Annotated in this window: 14 protein-coding genes and 1 pseudogene; 6 read left to right on the top strand and 9 right to left on the bottom strand. The window is 65.9% G+C overall.

The window, feature by feature from the left end:
* Positions 1–165: 165 nt before the first annotated feature.
* The 5 genes from DFS21_RS19375 to DFS21_RS19355 are packed head-to-tail and all read right to left on the bottom strand — an operon-like array spanning position 166 to position 4,467.
* Positions 166–594, bottom strand: a complete 429-nt coding sequence (locus tag DFS21_RS19375; RefSeq protein WP_111532880.1) for a hypothetical protein — start codon at positions 592–594, stop codon at positions 166–168.
* 27 nt (positions 595–621) lie between these two features.
* On the bottom strand, positions 622–1,581 hold the full coding sequence (locus tag DFS21_RS19370; RefSeq protein ID WP_110703277.1) for a lysylphosphatidylglycerol synthase domain-containing protein: 960 nt from the start codon (positions 1,579–1,581) through the stop codon (positions 622–624).
* The gene (gene clsB / locus DFS21_RS19365) at positions 1,581–2,783 is read right to left on the bottom strand and encodes a cardiolipin synthase ClsB (protein ID WP_111532879.1); all 1,203 of its coding nucleotides are present in this window, start codon (positions 2,781–2,783) and stop codon (positions 1,581–1,583) included. The genes DFS21_RS19370 and clsB overlap by 1 nt, the downstream gene beginning before the upstream one ends.
* The gene (locus tag DFS21_RS19360) at positions 2,780–3,553 is read right to left on the bottom strand and encodes an endonuclease/exonuclease/phosphatase family protein (RefSeq protein ID WP_111532878.1); all 774 of its coding nucleotides are present in this window, start codon (positions 3,551–3,553) and stop codon (positions 2,780–2,782) included. The genes clsB and DFS21_RS19360 overlap by 4 nt, the downstream gene beginning before the upstream one ends.
* On the bottom strand, positions 3,550–4,467 hold the full coding sequence (locus tag DFS21_RS19355; protein WP_110703285.1) for a DUF72 domain-containing protein: 918 nt from the start codon (positions 4,465–4,467) through the stop codon (positions 3,550–3,552). The genes DFS21_RS19360 and DFS21_RS19355 overlap by 4 nt, the downstream gene beginning before the upstream one ends.
* A gap of 157 nt (positions 4,468–4,624) precedes the next feature.
* Here DFS21_RS19355 and DFS21_RS27005 point away from each other — a divergent pair, with 157 nt between their 5' ends.
* Genes DFS21_RS27005 through DFS21_RS19345 form a run of 3 tightly spaced genes read left to right on the top strand, consistent with a single transcriptional unit; the run spans position 4,625 to position 5,734 of the window.
* On the top strand, positions 4,625–4,759 hold the full coding sequence (locus tag DFS21_RS27005; RefSeq protein ID WP_256591440.1) for a hypothetical protein: 135 nt from the start codon (positions 4,625–4,627) through the stop codon (positions 4,757–4,759).
* 13 nt (positions 4,760–4,772) lie between these two features.
* Positions 4,773–5,168 carry a low affinity iron permease family protein gene (locus DFS21_RS19350; protein WP_102682053.1) on the top strand — a complete coding sequence of 132 codons (396 nt, stop codon included), beginning with the start codon at positions 4,773–4,775 and terminating at the stop codon, positions 5,166–5,168.
* Positions 5,169–5,182: 14 nt separating this feature from the next.
* Positions 5,183–5,734 carry an ATP-dependent Clp protease proteolytic subunit gene (locus DFS21_RS19345; RefSeq protein WP_110703288.1) on the top strand — a complete coding sequence of 184 codons (552 nt, stop codon included), beginning with the start codon at positions 5,183–5,185 and terminating at the stop codon, positions 5,732–5,734.
* A gap of 46 nt (positions 5,735–5,780) precedes the next feature.
* On the opposite strand, the gene DFS21_RS19340 is transcribed toward DFS21_RS19345, so the two are convergent.
* Positions 5,781–9,911, bottom strand: a complete 4,131-nt coding sequence (locus tag DFS21_RS19340; protein ID WP_111532877.1) for a CheR family methyltransferase — start codon at positions 9,909–9,911, stop codon at positions 5,781–5,783.
* Positions 9,912–10,235: 324 nt separating this feature from the next.
* Between DFS21_RS19340 and DFS21_RS19335 the strand changes: the two genes are divergently transcribed.
* Together DFS21_RS19335 and DFS21_RS19330 are read left to right on the top strand one after the other, a co-directional pair.
* Positions 10,236–10,445, top strand: coding sequence for a general stress protein (locus DFS21_RS19335; protein ID WP_111532876.1), 210 nt, complete (start codon positions 10,236–10,238; stop codon positions 10,443–10,445).
* 102 nt (positions 10,446–10,547) lie between these two features.
* Positions 10,548–10,766: pseudogene (locus DFS21_RS19330) on the top strand (DUF6555 family protein); the annotation flags it as partial.
* A gap of 79 nt (positions 10,767–10,845) precedes the next feature.
* Here DFS21_RS19330 and DFS21_RS26645 read toward each other — a convergent pair.
* Complete coding sequence (locus DFS21_RS26645) at positions 10,846–11,013, bottom strand: hypothetical protein (RefSeq protein WP_156177584.1); 168 nt, start codon at positions 11,011–11,013, stop codon at positions 10,846–10,848.
* A 147-nt stretch (positions 11,014–11,160) separates the two neighbouring features.
* Positions 11,161–11,775 carry a response regulator transcription factor gene (locus tag DFS21_RS19325; protein WP_110703297.1) on the bottom strand — a complete coding sequence of 205 codons (615 nt, stop codon included), beginning with the start codon at positions 11,773–11,775 and terminating at the stop codon, positions 11,161–11,163.
* Between the two features lie 106 nt (positions 11,776–11,881).
* Between DFS21_RS19325 and DFS21_RS19320 the strand changes: the two genes are divergently transcribed.
* Complete coding sequence (locus tag DFS21_RS19320; RefSeq protein ID WP_111532875.1) at positions 11,882–13,501, top strand: hybrid sensor histidine kinase/response regulator; 1,620 nt, start codon at positions 11,882–11,884, stop codon at positions 13,499–13,501.
* Between the two features lie 17 nt (positions 13,502–13,518).
* Here the strand turns inward: DFS21_RS19320 and DFS21_RS19315 are convergent, their stop codons facing one another.
* Entirely contained in the window at positions 13,519–13,830 is a 312-nt protein-coding gene (locus tag DFS21_RS19315; protein WP_102682048.1) for a hypothetical protein, read from the bottom strand.
* Between the last annotated feature and the right edge of the window lie 186 nt (positions 13,831–14,016).

The raw sequence follows: 14,016 nt of genomic DNA, 5'->3' as shown, positions 1-14,016 counted from the left end.
CGCAGCGCTTGACGGGCATCCATGCCCGTCACCTCCCTCCGCAAGACCTGCGTTCGGCCTCCTGAAGTCGCGAAGTTACGGGCGGCGCCTGCACTGGCGCAGCTGTCGCTAGTGGGCTTCGGGGTAGACTTCTGATCGGCAACGGCAACGGCCCACGCGTTCGCGTCAATGGGGCTGCCAGATCCCATTGCTGCGTTCGCAATCACTGCGCGCCTGCCCCAGGCTTGGGGTGTCGTAGTAGTAGGTGATAATCCGCGCATCCTTGGGCACGGCCGGCCGGGTCGAGGGCTCGCCGCGCCCTGCGGCATCAGGATTGGCCAGGGTTTCCTGGGTCAGCGGGGCGATGCAGCTGCCCACGCTGCCATCGGCGCAACGCTCGACCTTGCGTTTCTGGCTGTTGAGCATCTCCTTGCTCTCGTTGCTGCACGACCAGGCAATCGCTTCGGCAGGCATGTTGCCGTAGCTGTAGCAGGTATGCTGCTGTACCGGCTTGACCGCCTCGCTGGACGAGCGGGTGACCACGTCGCAACCCTCGGCCAGCACCTGCCCGCTGAGCAGGCAGCCCAACAATGCCACACACACAATGAACCGCATGACGAACCTCCCGGGCCCGTGGGGCCCTCAGCGCTTGTCCAGGGCTGGCCCGGCCTGTCGGCGCAGGGCCTTGGCGCGCTTCTCCAGAATCAGGTAGGTGATCACCGCCAGCAACAGCGGGATCAGGTAGTACAGCGTCCGATACCCCAGCAGTGCGGCCACCAGCGTGCCCTGGCCCAATTGTCCGTGCAGCAGGGCAAGGAACACCGCCTCCAGCACCCCCAGCCCGGCAGGAATATGCGCCACCACCCCCGCCACGCAACTGATCAGCAACACCCCCAGTACCGACGGATAGAACAGCTCCGGCGGCAGCAACAGGTGGATCAGCGCCGCCATCAACGCCCAGTTGCTCGCGCCCAGCGCCACTTGGCACAATGCCAGGCGCAGGCTCGGCAGGGTCACTTCATGTCCGCGCAGATGCCATGTGCGTCGCTTGGCAAAAGCACAGGCGAGCAGATAGCTCGCCGCGACCGCCACCATCAGCACACCGATCAGGCGCAAGCCGCCGGCCCCCACTGCCCAGCTTGCCGGCAACTTCACCAGGCCCAGGGCGAACACCGTGCCGGCTAGCAGCAGATAGCCCATCCAGTTGGTCAACAGTCCCAGGGTGAGGATGCGGGTGATCGTCGCGGTGTCCAGGCCCAGCCGGCTGTACAGGCGGTAGCGCAGGGCCACGCCGCCAACCCAGGTGGTGAAGTTGAGGTTGAACGCATAGCAGACGAACGCCACCGGCAGCACCTGGCGGGCCGGCAAGCGGTGGTCGGTGTAGGCGCGGGCGAGCAGGTCGTAGCTGGCGAACACCAGGTAGCTGCACAGGGCCAGCAACAGCCCCAGGGCCAGGGTCGAGGGCCGGTAGGCCAGCAGCGACTGGCGCACTTCGTTCCAGTCCAGGTTGCGCGCCAGGGTGAACAGCAGCACCGGGATCAGCACCAGGAACAGCAGGGTGAGCAGGCGCATGCCCCAGGTCTGCCAGCGTGGCTTGGCCATCAGGTCTTGCCCCCGTTGAAGTCCGCCGGCGCTTCGTTGTCCGCCTGCAGCGACTGCAGGCGCTGCCGGTGCGCGGGGAACCAGCCGGCGATGCGCGGGAAGTAGCGGGTGATGTGGAAGCCCAGGAAGATCAACGGCGCGCGCCACCAATAGCCACGCACCATGCGCTCCAGGGTCACGCGCTTGCAGTGCGCGGCGGTCAGTTCGCTCAGGTGCCGGTACAGGCCATCGTTGAAGGCGCGGTCGCGGATCATCAGGTTGGCTTCGAGGTTGAACGACAGGCTCAGCGGGTCGAGATTGCTCGAACCCACGGTGGACCATTCGTCGTCCACCAGCGCCACCTTGCCGTGCAACGGGCGCTGGCAGTACTCATGGATCTGCACATTGTCGCGCAGCAGGTAGTTGTAGAGCAGGCGCGACAGCGCGCGTACCCAACGCATGTCCGGTTGGCCCTGGAGGATCAGGGTCACCGCCACGCCGCGCCGGGCAGCATTGCGCAGCTCGCGCAGCAAGCGGTAGCCGGGGAAGAAATAGGCGTTGGCGACGACGATGCGTTGCCGTGCTTCACGGAAGACCTGCAGGTAGCACGCCTCGATGTCGGTGCGATGGCGGCGGTTGTCGCGTTCCACCAGTACGGCGCTGGCCGAACCTGCGACGTCACCGCCCGGCACGACCGCGCTTGGGTCACCCAGCACGGGGGCGAGCATCCGGCAGCTGGAGGCGTGCACCTGGGCCACTACCGGGCCTGTGACTTCCACGGCGTAGTCCTGCTTGGCCTGCGGGCCGAAGTCGCCGAGATAATCGGCACTGTAGTTGATACCGCCAATGAACGCGCGCTGGCCGTCGATCACCAGGATCTTGCGGTGCAGACGCCGAAACAGGTTGGTACGCATGCCGGCCAGGCGCGGTTGCGGGTCGAATGCATGGAAGCGCACCCCGGCCTCGGTCATCGAGGCAATGAACCCGTCAGGCAGGTCGGCGGTGCCGTAGCCGTCAACCGCCACCTCCACCCGCACGCCACGCCGCGCCGCGTCGATAAGCGCCAGGCGCAGCGGCTGGCCGACCTTGTCGTCGTAGATGATGAACGTTTCCAGGAGGATTTCCTGCCGTGCCTGGGCCATCGCCTCGAATACGCGCGGGTAGTACTGCTCGCCATTGATCAGCAGTTCGACGTGGTTGCCATCGCTCCAGGCCTGCTTCATAGCGTCACCTGCGCTACCAGCGGGGCATGGTCGGAAAGGTGGGACCACGGGTACCTGGACAACACCCGTGCCTCGCACGCCTGGGCATTGCGCAGGTAGATGCGGTCCAGGCGCAGCAGCGGCAGGCGCGCGGGAAAGCTGCGCGCCGGCCTGCCGAAGGCTTCGACCAGCGACACCGACAGCCGCGCATCGGCCTTCAGCCGCCAGTCGTTGAAGTCGCCGGCGACAATGACCGGGTCGTCCGGTGGCAGGCGCTCGAGCAAGGTCAGCAGCAGGTCGACCTGACGCTGGCGGTGGTCCTCGCGCAGGCCCAGGTGCACACAGATCGCGTGCACCTGCTCATGACCGGGCACTTCAAGCTGGCAGTGCAACAAGCCGCGCTCTTCATTGCCGTGAATCGACACGTCAAGGTTGTCATAGGCGCGGATCGGGAACTTGGACAGCAGCGCGTTACCATGGTCGCCATGGGGGTAGACCGCATTACGTCCGTAGGCGAACTGCGGCCACATGCTGTCGGCAAGAAATTCGTACTGCGGGGTCTGCGGCCAGGCCGGATGGCGCTCGGCATGCCGTTGGTGGCTGCCATGCACTTCCTGCAGGAACACCAGGTCGGCGCCGGTGGCGCGCACCGCCTCGCGCAGCTCCGGCAGGATGAAGCGGCGGTTGAACAGGGTGAAACCCTTGTGCACGTTGAGGGTCAGCACCGTCAGGCGGTGCACGGCCGCGACCTTGTCGATGATGCGGTCGGGGGCGGGCAGGGTGCCGTTCATAGTGACTCCTGCGGCTCGACGCCAGGTTCGGTCACCAGTTCGCCGTCCAGGCCAAGCTTGCCCAGCAGGCGACGCGCATCGTAGGGGGCATGCACCTTCTGATCGTTGTCGAAGTAGCAATACACGTCCCGGGAGGCTCGCTTGACCGGGGCGCGACGGATGACGCGCTGGGCATCCTCCGGCTGGCCGCCCGCGGCCCAGGCCTGGATGCGCAGGCGCCAGCGGCGCAGGGCGCTGGCGGTGTAGCCGCTGCTGTAGAGCTCGACATCGCCGTGCAGGCGCAGGTAGACGAAATCGGCCGTGACTTCCTCGACACAGGGCCATTTGCCGGCGCTGTCGGCGACCACCAGCGCGACCTTGTGCTTGCGCAGCAGGTTGATGAAGGTGTCGCAGAGGAAGCTCGGGTGGCGGATTTCCACGGCATGGCGCAAGCGCGCATTGCCGCGGATGGCGCTACCGCCGTTGTCCTGCAGGCGCTCGGCGGCCTGCCGGGCACAGGCGCGCGCGGCCTTGCGGTCGCGCGGTAGCAGGGCGAGGAAAGCGCTGAAGCGCTCGGCGTCGAACTTCATGCTTGGGGGAAACTGCCAGAGGAACGGCCCCAGCTTGTCGCCCAGCAGCAGTGGCCCCGAGGCAAAGAAGTTGGCCAGCGGCTCGTCGATGTCGCGCAGCCGTCGCACATGGGTGATGTAGCGCGGCGCCTTGACCGAGAAGACGAAGCCTTCCGGTGTTTCATCGCGCCACTGGCGGTAGCGCTCGGGGGTCTGCAACGCGTAGAACGAGCCATTGATCTCGATGCTGTTCACCGCCCGAGAGGCGAATGCCAGCTCATCGTCCTGGCGCAGACCCTTGGGGTAGAAGTCCTTGCGCCATGGGCCATAGCGCCAACCGGAAATACCAATGCGGATCTCGCTCACGAGGGCTCCCTTTCGTTCGTGCACTCTTGACTAGCGACCGGCATCGCGGCGTCAGGGTTCACCAGGAATGACGAGTGGCCAGTGACGCAAAACCCGGAACTTTGCCTACCATGCGGCCCTCCACCACAAAGGGAAGCAGCCAATGGAGGCAACGCCGATGAACAGCGAGACAGAACCGGGGGAAGTGCAGGCGCCGCCAGCACCGACCGAGGCAGACGACGAAGAACCCGAGGTTCTCCCTGACGACCCTGACATCGAGGGCCTGCCCGGAGAAACCCGGCAGCCGGCCTGAAGGAGCGCTAGCCATGAAATTCGATCGTTTCGCCCAATGGCTGGCCAACCGCAGCGGACGTCCACTGACCTTTGCCGTGGCATTGCTGCTGATCATCCTTTGGGGCGTGAGCGGACCGCTGTTCGATTTCAACGACACTTGGCAACTGGTGATCAACACCTCGACCACCATCATCACCTTCCTCATGGTGTTCCTGATCCAGAACACCCAGAACCGCGACAACGACGAACTGCACATCAAGGTCGACGAACTGCTGCGCACCACCCAGCGGGCACACAAGGCCCTGCTCGACCTCGAGGACATGGGGCCGGCCGAACTGCATGCGCTGCGCAAGCAGTACCAGCAACTGGGCGAGCACGACCAAGCGGCGCCGGGCAACGATGCACCGGCCAAGGACACCCCTGACTGACCCTGGAGGACGGCATGGCCAGACACATCATCCACTACACCGGCCCGATCAATTCCGCCACCTGCGGCAACCTCATCAACACCTGTTCCAAAGCGTTGCAGCAGGGCGCAGAGGTGCTGCAGATCAACATCGCCACCATGGGCGGCGAATGCAGCTACGGTTTCACCCTGTACAACTTCCTGCGCTCACTGCCAGTGCCGGTGCACACCCACAACCTGGGCACGGTCGAATCGATGGGTAACATCCTATTCCTGGCCGGCAGCCACCGTACCGCCTGCGCCTACAGCAAGTTCCTGTTCCACCCGTTCCACTGGACCCTGCATGGCTCGGTGGACCATGCACGGATGGCCGAGTACGCGATGAGCCTGGACTATGACCTGCGCCTGTATGCACAGATTGTCGCCGAGCGCACCGAGGGTGCGAGCGAGCGGCTCGATGTGACGCGCTACCTGATGGCCTATCCGCGAATACTGGGGCCCCAGGAAGCGCTCGACAGCGGGATGATCCAGGCCGTGGACGAACTGCCGATCGAGGCCGCTGCCGTACAGTGGAGCGTCCATGCCTGAGGCGCGACGGCGCCCCGGTCACAGGCAGGCCGGGGCGGGTGGCGCGTCAGTAGGGTAGCGAGCCGCTCAGACCCTCGATCGCCTCGATCAGCTCGTCGTAGCCCACCGGCTTGTTCAGGTGCCGGTCGAAGCCCGACTGGCGCGAGCGGTACTGGTCGGCGCTGGCCCCGTAGCCGGTCAGGGCGATGGCCGGGGTGTAGCGCAGGTGCTCGAGGCCCCGCAGCGCCTTGATCAGGGCGTGGCCGTCCATGACCGGCATGCCGATATCGGACAGGATGATGTCATAGCGGCCATGGGCGGCCGCCTCGAGTGCGGCCTGTGGGTCGCTGTAGGCTTCGACTTCGGCGCTTTCCATCTCCAGCAGTTGCTGCATCACCTCGAGGATTTCCACCGAGTCGTCCACCAGCAAAACTCTGACGCCGTTCAAGCGGCCCTCGATGTTGTCGTCGCTGGTATCCGGCAGGGCCTGCTGCCCGGGGTCGGACAACGGCAGGCACACCGTGAAGGTGGCGCCGCAACCCAGGCCGGCGGACGTCGCGCTGACCGTGCCGCCATGCGCTTCCACCAGCTGGCGCACCAGCGACAGGCCGATACCGAGCCCGTCGCGGTGGTTGCCGGAGGCCTGTGGCGCGGCTTGGGAAAACAGGTCGAAGACGCTTTCCAGGCTTTCGTCGGTCAGGCCGATACCCTGGTCGATCACCTCCAGGCGCGCCTGGTTGCCGTGGCGGGCCAGCGCCAGGCGGATCTCGCTGCCGGCAGGGCTGAATTTCAGCGCATTGTTGAGCAGGTTCCAGACGATCTGCTCGAGCCGGGTGCTGTCGGCCTCGACATACACCGGGGCGCCGTCGGCGGGCAGCGCCAGGCGCACCTCGCAGGCGTGCTGCTCGTTGGCCAGCACGGCCTGGATGGCCTGCAGCACCGCGCACAGGTCGAGCACCTGGGTCTTGAGCTTGAGCTTGCCGGTGCGGATACGCGCCACATCGAGCAGGTCATCGATGATCCGCGCCTGGCTGGAGACCGCGTCGCAGATGGTGCCGACCGCCTTGCTGGCGACACCGTTGCTCTTCACCGACGGGGAGCGACGGAGGATTTCGGCATTCAGCTGGATCAGGTTGAGCGGGTGCTTGAGCTCATGGGACATGACCGCGAAGAACTCGTCCTTCATGTGGCTGGTGTTCTGCGATTCGGCCAGCTGCTTGCTTTGCTCGTCGTGCAGGCGCTTGTGCCCGGTGAGGTCGCGGGCAATCTTGACGTAGCCGCGCAGGCTGCTGCCCTTGAGCCGTGACACTTCGCCGCTGCAATAGAAGCGACTGCCGTCCTTGCGCACATGCCAGCGCTCGTCCTGGCCGCGACCGTGCAGGCGGGCGCTGCGCAGCTCGCGCTCGGGCACGCCGCTCGCCCGGTCCTGCTCGGTGAAGATCAGCTGGTAATGGTGACCGAGCACTTCGTCCTTGCCATAGCCGAAGATCAGCGCGGCGCCGGTGTTCCAGTCGGTGATCAGGCCTTGCTCGTCGAGGAGGATGATGGCGAAGTCGTGGGTGCTCTCGGCGACCAGGCGCATGCGCTCCTCGCCCTGACGCAGGCGTTCCTCGGCGGCGCGGCTCTGGCTGATGTCGATGAAGGTCAGCACGGTGCCGTCGACGTTGCGCTCGCTGGCCCGATACGGCAGCAGGCGGGCCAGGTACCAGTGCTGGTTGTGGCCGACCACTTCGCGCTCGATGGTGGTCTCGCGCTCGACCACGGCCCGGGCGTCGTCGGCCAGGCCCGGATAATCGAGGCGGTGGGTGATGTCGAGCAGCGAGCGCCCGGTGTCCACCGGCAGCATGCTGAAGATATCGGTGGCGCGTGGAGTGAACCAGCGGATGCACAGGTTACGGTCGACGAACACCGTGGCGATGTCGGTGGACGCGATGAGGTTGCTCAGGTAGTCGTTGACCTTGTCGGTTTCCTCGACCTTGGTCTTGAGTTCGTAGTTGACCGTCAGCAGTTCTTCGTTGATCGACTGCAGCTCTTCCTTGCTGGTTTCCAGCTCTTCGCTGGCCGAGCGCAGCTCCTCGTTGATCGCCTGCATCTCTTCGTTGGAGGCGGTCAGCTCCTGGCTGGAAAACTCCGACTGCTCGATGGTTTCCTGCAACTGCAGGCGCGTGCGGTGCAGTTCGCGCTCCAGGTTGCCCAACAGCATCCCTTCGGTCTGTTCGACGGCAGGTGCCCGGGTGATCGCGTTGTCGGCTTCGCCGCTCTGGAAGACCACCAGCAGGCACTCGCTGCCACTGGGTTCGTCCTGGTGCGGCTGGACCAGGATGCGTACCCCTTCGGTATGCTCGTCGAGGTCGAGGGCAACTGTGCGCGACGTTACAGCCTGGCCGCTGCCCTGGGCCTGCAGCAAGGTGCTGCGCAGGGCCGGACGCAGCGGCGTGAGGACCAGGTTGAGCAGGTTGTGGCTGAGCTCGCCGCCGGCATGGCGCAGATAGCGCCCCACGCCCTCGCTCATGTGCAGGATATTGCCCTCGGTATCGACCACCAGGCTCGGCGGCGTGCAGCGGGCGAGGGCGCGGTGATGGATTTCGGCATAGGACAGCTTGCGGGCGGCGCGTGCCCGGGCCGGCGCCGGGGCGAGCGCAGGTTCGGGGGCTTGCAGGCGCGCCGAATGCCGCGCGGCCGCCACTTCCCGGGCGCGGAAGATGCGGTTTCGCTTGTCCACGGCAACGAACAGGTCGGCCGCCAGGTCGGCGGACTCGGAGCTGCCTAGGAACAGATAGCCGCCCGGGCGCAGCGCGAAGTGGAACAGGCGCAGGATGTCGCGCTGCACATCCCGGTCGAGGTAGATCAGCAGGTTGCGGCAGACGATCAGGTCCAGTTGCGAGAACGGCGGGTCGGACAGCAGGTTGTGACGGGCGAACAGGACTTTTTCGCGGATTTCCTTGCGCACCCGGTAATGCTGGTCCTCCTTGAGGAAGAACTGGCGCAGCCGGGCCGGCGACACATCGGTGGCGATGGCGTCCGGATACTGCCCGCCGCGACCGATACCGATGGCGCGGTCGTCAAGGTCGGTGGCGAAGATCTGTACCTGGGCGCTGCGTCGTTCGATCGCCAGCTGTTCGCTCACCAGCATGGCCAGGCTGTAGGCCTCCTCGCCGGTCGAGCAGCCAGCGGACCACACGCGTATCTCGCGGGCCGGCTCTTCGTTGCCTTCGCGGTTTACCAGGCCGGGCATCACATGGCGCTGCAGGGCCTCGAAGGCCTCGCGGTCGCGGAAGAAATTGGTCACGCCGATGAGCATGTCGGCCAGCAACGCCCGTGATTCGTCCGGGTGGCATTGCAGGTAGTCGCGGTAGCCGGCCAGGTCGGTCTGGCCGGTGACGTGCAGGCGCCGCTCCAGGCGGCGCAGCACGGTGGCGCGCTTGTAATGGCTGAAGTCGTGGCCGGTGTTGTCCTGCAGCGACAACAGGATTTCGTCGAGCAACGGGTCGCACGCTGCCGGGTCGCCTTCGCGCTCGCCCAGCGCGGGCGGCAGGCTGTCGTCGTCGATGCGCGGCAACTTCACCTGGCGGGCGGTGCGCCACAGCTCGACCAGGCGGGCGGGCATCTCGGCCACCGGCAGCACCAGGTCGACCATGCCGGTGGCCAGCGCCGCCCGGGGCATCTCGGGGTATTCGGCGTCCTCGGGGGCTTGTACCAGGGTCACGCCGCCCTGTTCCTTGATCCGCGACAGCCCCACCGCGCCGTCGCTGCCGGTGCCCGACAGCACCACGCAGAACGCATGGTCCTTGTGCACATCGGCCAGGTCGCGGAAGAACAGGTCGATGGCTACATGGTCGCCACGGCTGCGCTTGGCCGGGCTGACGCGCAGGTAACCGTCGTTGGTCGACAGGCGATTGGCCGGCGAAATCACATACACATGGTTGCGCTCGATCGGTACCGGTTCGCTGACCTGGCGCACAGGCATGCCGGTCACCGCCTGGATGATCCGGTCGGCCTGGCTCTGGTGGTCCGGCGACAGGTGCAGCACCACCACGAACGCCATGTCGCAGTCCTGCGGCGTGTGGCGGAAGAAGGTGCGAATTGCTTCCAGGCCGCCGGCCGAGGCGCCGATGCCGACCACGGGGAAATCCAGGTGGCTCGGGCTGAGTGCCGGATTGTGCGGCGAGGCGAGGGACGTTTTGCTGGAGGACTTCATGGCATCAGCCTTGTACGGACCTGGAAATGGCCCGCTTGGTCGGGCACTGGGCGCAGATTATAGGCTGCTGTTCATCCCGGCGACGAGCGGTTGGCGCCGAGCAAGGGCCGGTATACGGGGGTAAGCGGTCGGCAAGCAAGGGGCATGGGGGCGTCTCTTTCGTCCACCGTCAGTAGTCAGAGCTGTGACCCTAGGCCAGGCGGATAAGTGCCGTCGGTCAGAACCCCGGTACAACAAATGAGCCGTTGGCCTGCGCTCCTGTTCGTAATTAAGTGCACGGCATCTTCGCGCGGCACGTCCAACCCAGCGTAAAGGAGAAACGTCATGGCTCGTGACCAGGATCAGACCGGACAACGCGGCGGCACCCAGCAGACCAATCCCGGCAACTTCGCCAACGATCGTGAAAGGGCCTCGCGGGCGGGCCAGAAGGGTGGCCGCAACTCTGGCGGCAACTTCGCCAATGACCGCGCCCGCGCCTCCGAGGCCGGCCGCAAGGGTGGCCGCAACAGCCACGGGAGCACCAGCGGTTCGTGACCTTGCGGGCCCTCCCTTGCTGTTGTGGGAATTTTTTGAATTTTCATGGAACGACGTGATCTGTCAGAAAGTCATCCATGGAGAAGAGGAGGGCCTGCGTCAATGCCAAGTCCCCAGCTGTTTACCATCGAATACCTGCTGCACGGTCAGCCACGGCGTTTCATCATCCGCCAGGAACACATGGACAATGCCGAGGCCTGGCATTGGGCGAGTTGCGACGCGGGTTTGGGGATCATTCCGAAGTTCGGACGCGAGCGCATCAAGAAAGTCAGTCGGCCCATGGCCGAACGGCATGGGATAACCGATGTGCGCTGGCGGGTGTGAACCGGCGTGGACCTGGGCAGGCAATAGACTTCAGTGAAAGAGCGGGCCTGACCCGCTCCTTCACTGCCATGCACACTCAGGCGCCTGACTCCGGATCGCTGGCCGGTACCCCGGGGCGGTTCTCTTCCTCGGTCAGGTTCGGGTCGGCATCCGGGTCGTCGGCCTGATCGTTGCGGCGGTCTGGCTCGAGTTCCGGCCAGTCGCTCTGCACATCGCCACCGCCCATCCAGTGTTTCGTGCTCATGTCGTCATCCTCTCCTCAGCGTGAAAAAAACGGCCCACGCTCGGGCAGGCCGAACACAGGAGTGAACATCGCCACCCTCATGGATTGGGAGGTTGCAAAGCGCTTGAAGGGTCGATTGCATTTAACGGTGCGCCGACCAGCGGTCGCTCAGTTTCCGGAATACTTCACCGCGGCGGCCGTGCGGGTCGGCACATTGAGGGTCTTGAGCAGCGACGACACATGGATGCGCACGGTGAATGGCGATATGTCCAGTGCCCGGGCGATCTCCTTGTTGGTCTTGCCCTGGGCGATCAGGCGCAGTACGTCCTGCTGGCGGTGGGTGAGCTGTTCCACCTCGCTGGGGGCATCCAGTTGCGGCAGCAACCCGCTGGGCGCGTAGTCCACCACCACTTCGCCGTCGCGAATGGCGAGGATGGCCGCGCCGATGGCTTCGGGGCTGACGCTCTTGCCGATGAAGCCATCGACGCCGGCGGCCATGACTTCGCAGATCACCTGCGGGTCGTCGACCATCGATACAACGATCAGCGTGGTACGCTGCAATTGGCGGCGCAGTTCGGCGAGGCGGCCGATGCAGGTGAGGCCGGGGAAGCGCAGGTCGAGGATCAGGGTGTCGGGCGTCTCGCCCATGGCGGCCAGCCTGAGCACGTCAGCGAGGCTGCCAGCTTCCTCCAGGCGCGCCTCGGGCAGGATGCGCCGTACGGTGTTGACCATGGCCTCCCTGAACAGCGGATGGTCATCCGCCACGATGATGCGGCAACTCACGTCGTGGAACTCCCTGTCAGCCGACACATGCTAATTTAGCAGTCACCTGCGGTTTTTTCCCACGCAGCGTGCCGCAAATGCCGACTGGCGCACAAGGACGTTACCCATGAAGTTCGAGAAGAACAACGAGCTGGACCAGGCCAACCTGCGCATCATCGTCGCCTCTTGTGCGATCACCTACGTGGCGTTGCTGGGTTTCCTGCCGGGCCGCTCGCCCGCCACCTACCTGCCGGTGCTGCTCTACTACGCGGGGTTCGTGGTGGTGTCGGTCGGCATGCGCCAGGCGATCAAGCGTTGGCCGGGACACTACCCGGCGCGGCGCATCTTCGGCATGCTGGGCGATTACACCGGCACCAGTTTCGGCCTGGTGGTTGGCGGTGAAACCGCACTGCCGCTGTATGCAGTGATGGTCTGGATCAACCTGGGCAACGGCATGCGCTTCGGCTCGCGCTACCTGGCCATCGCCACCGTGCTGGCCCTGGCCGCGCTGGTTGTGGTGTGGCAACTGACCCCCTATTGGCAGGAACAGCCGTTCCTGCTGCCGATGCTGCTGACCACCAGCACCCTGATTCCGTTCTATGCCCACCTGCTGCTGGAGCGCACGCGCAAGGCCACGGCCCTGGCCGAGGCGGCGACCCGCGAGAAATCGCGCTTCCTGGCCCAGGCCAGTCACGACCTGCGCCAGCCGATCCACTCCATCGGCCTGTTCACCGCCTGCCTGCGCGAAGCGCGGCTGGGCGAGGAGGAGCGGCGCCTGGTGGACAGCATTGATCGCTCGCTGCTCAACGTTTCGCAGTTGTTCCGTTCGATCCTCGACCTGTACACCCTGGACAACGGCCGGGTGCAGCCCAAGTGGGAAACCTTCGCCGTGGACGGCTTCCTGCGCGAGTTGCTGCGCCAGAACAGCGAGGCGGCGCGCTGGGCCGGGGTCGAGATGCGCCAGGTGCCCAGCCGCCACTGGACACGCGCCGACCCGGGGATGCTCGCGACCATGGTGCAGAACGTGCTGTCCAACAGCTTCAAGTACGCCGCCGGGCGCCCGTTGCTGATCGGCGTGCGGCCACGCGGCGAGGGTCTGGCCATCGTCGTCTGCGACCAGGGCCGGGGCATTGCCGAAGAGCACCAGGGCCACGTGTTCGAGGAGTTCTACCGGGTGCGCGAGGCACGTGACAAGGACGTCGAGGGCGTCGGCCTGGGGCTGGCCATCGTCAAGCGCCTGGGGCAACTGATGGGTTTGACTGTCAGCCTGCGCTCGCGCCAGGGGCATGGCACCACGCTGACCTTGCAAGGGTTGCCCAAGGTGCCGGCACAAGTGCCACGGGCCGTTGCCGACCAGGCGGTGCAGGCTGGCATGCTCACCGGTTTGCGGGTGTGCCTGGTGGAGGATGACCACAACGTCCTGCAGGCCACCAGTGCCCTGCTGCAACGCTGGGGTTGCGAGGTACAGGCCGAGAGCTCGCCCTTTGGCCTGGCCAGTGACTGTGATGTGATCGTTGCCGACTACGACCTGGGCCCGCAGGCCACCGGCATCGACTGCATCGACCAGTTGCGCGCGCAACGCGGCGCCGAAGTGCCGGCGCTGATCATGACCGGCCATGATATCGACAAGCTGCAGGGCGCCCTGCAGGCACGAGGTATCGCGGTACTGGCCAAGCCGGTGCGCCCGGCGGAGCTGCGTGCGGCGCTGCGCGGTTTGCGTGAGAGCGTGGCGGCGCCGGTCGCCTAGGCCGGCGCCGTCGACCCTCACTGGAAGACCGGCGCCTGGCCTTCTTTCCAGCAGGTGGGGGATGGCGTGTAGATACCCATGCCGGCCACGGCCACCAGGCCGCCGCTGGGCACCTGGCAGTCGTACTGGCCCTTGCTGGTGCTGGCGGTGAAGTAGGTGGTGTTGGAGTCGCTGCGCAGGTTGCTGACCTTGCTCACGGGCACGCCCAGGGTGACCTCGGTGCGTTGCTTGAGGGTGTCGGCACTGGGACTGGCGGTCTGGCAGCCGGCCACGGCGGCAAGGGCGCTGAGCAGGACGAGGGACTTGAAGGGGAAGGACTTGAGGATCATCGCGTTGCTTCCTTGGCATTGTTCTCGGTACGGCGCCCGCGCCGCCAGGAAGGGGGCTGGCGGCGGGACGCTCGACCGACTATAGCGCCAGGGAAACGTTGCGCGATGTAGGGCGGATGTGCGAGGTGGCATTTTGCCTTGATTGGGTTGCGGGATGCCTGCCATCTGACTGCATGCAGGCATCTC

The sequence above is a fragment of the Pseudomonas sp. 2848 genome, assembly GCF_003253945.1.
Lineage (GTDB): Bacteria > Pseudomonadota > Gammaproteobacteria > Pseudomonadales > Pseudomonadaceae > Aquipseudomonas.
Note: the sequence above shows the minus strand (reverse complement) of the source record. Positions and strands in the feature narration are given on the sequence as shown.

What these genes read in the sequence shown, in the direction of transcription:
- DFS21_RS19375 (WP_111532880.1), bottom strand. Translation starts at nt 594, where the DNA reads ATGCGGTTCATTGTGTGTGTGGCATTGTTGGGCTGCCTGCTCAGCGGG.
- DFS21_RS19370 (WP_110703277.1), bottom strand. Translation starts at nt 1,581, where the DNA reads ATGGCCAAGCCACGCTGGCAGACCTGGGGCATGCGCCTGCTCACCCTG.
- clsB (WP_111532879.1), bottom strand. Translation starts at nt 2,783, where the DNA reads ATGAAGCAGGCCTGGAGCGATGGCAACCACGTCGAACTGCTGATCAAT.
- DFS21_RS19360 (WP_111532878.1), bottom strand. Translation starts at nt 3,553, where the DNA reads ATGAACGGCACCCTGCCCGCCCCCGACCGCATCATCGACAAGGTCGCG.
- DFS21_RS27005 (WP_256591440.1), top strand. Translation starts at nt 4,625, where the DNA reads ATGAACAGCGAGACAGAACCGGGGGAAGTGCAGGCGCCGCCAGCACCG.
- DFS21_RS19350 (WP_102682053.1), top strand. Translation starts at nt 4,773, where the DNA reads ATGAAATTCGATCGTTTCGCCCAATGGCTGGCCAACCGCAGCGGACGT.
- DFS21_RS19345 (WP_110703288.1), top strand. Translation starts at nt 5,183, where the DNA reads ATGGCCAGACACATCATCCACTACACCGGCCCGATCAATTCCGCCACC.
- DFS21_RS19340 (WP_111532877.1), bottom strand. Translation starts at nt 9,911, where the DNA reads ATGAAGTCCTCCAGCAAAACGTCCCTCGCCTCGCCGCACAATCCGGCA.
- DFS21_RS19335 (WP_111532876.1), top strand. Translation starts at nt 10,236, where the DNA reads ATGGCTCGTGACCAGGATCAGACCGGACAACGCGGCGGCACCCAGCAG.
- DFS21_RS26645 (WP_156177584.1), bottom strand. Translation starts at nt 11,013, where the DNA reads ATGAGCACGAAACACTGGATGGGCGGTGGCGATGTGCAGAGCGACTGG.
- DFS21_RS19320 (WP_111532875.1), top strand. Translation starts at nt 11,882, where the DNA reads ATGAAGTTCGAGAAGAACAACGAGCTGGACCAGGCCAACCTGCGCATC.
- DFS21_RS19315 (WP_102682048.1), bottom strand. Translation starts at nt 13,830, where the DNA reads ATGATCCTCAAGTCCTTCCCCTTCAAGTCCCTCGTCCTGCTCAGCGCC.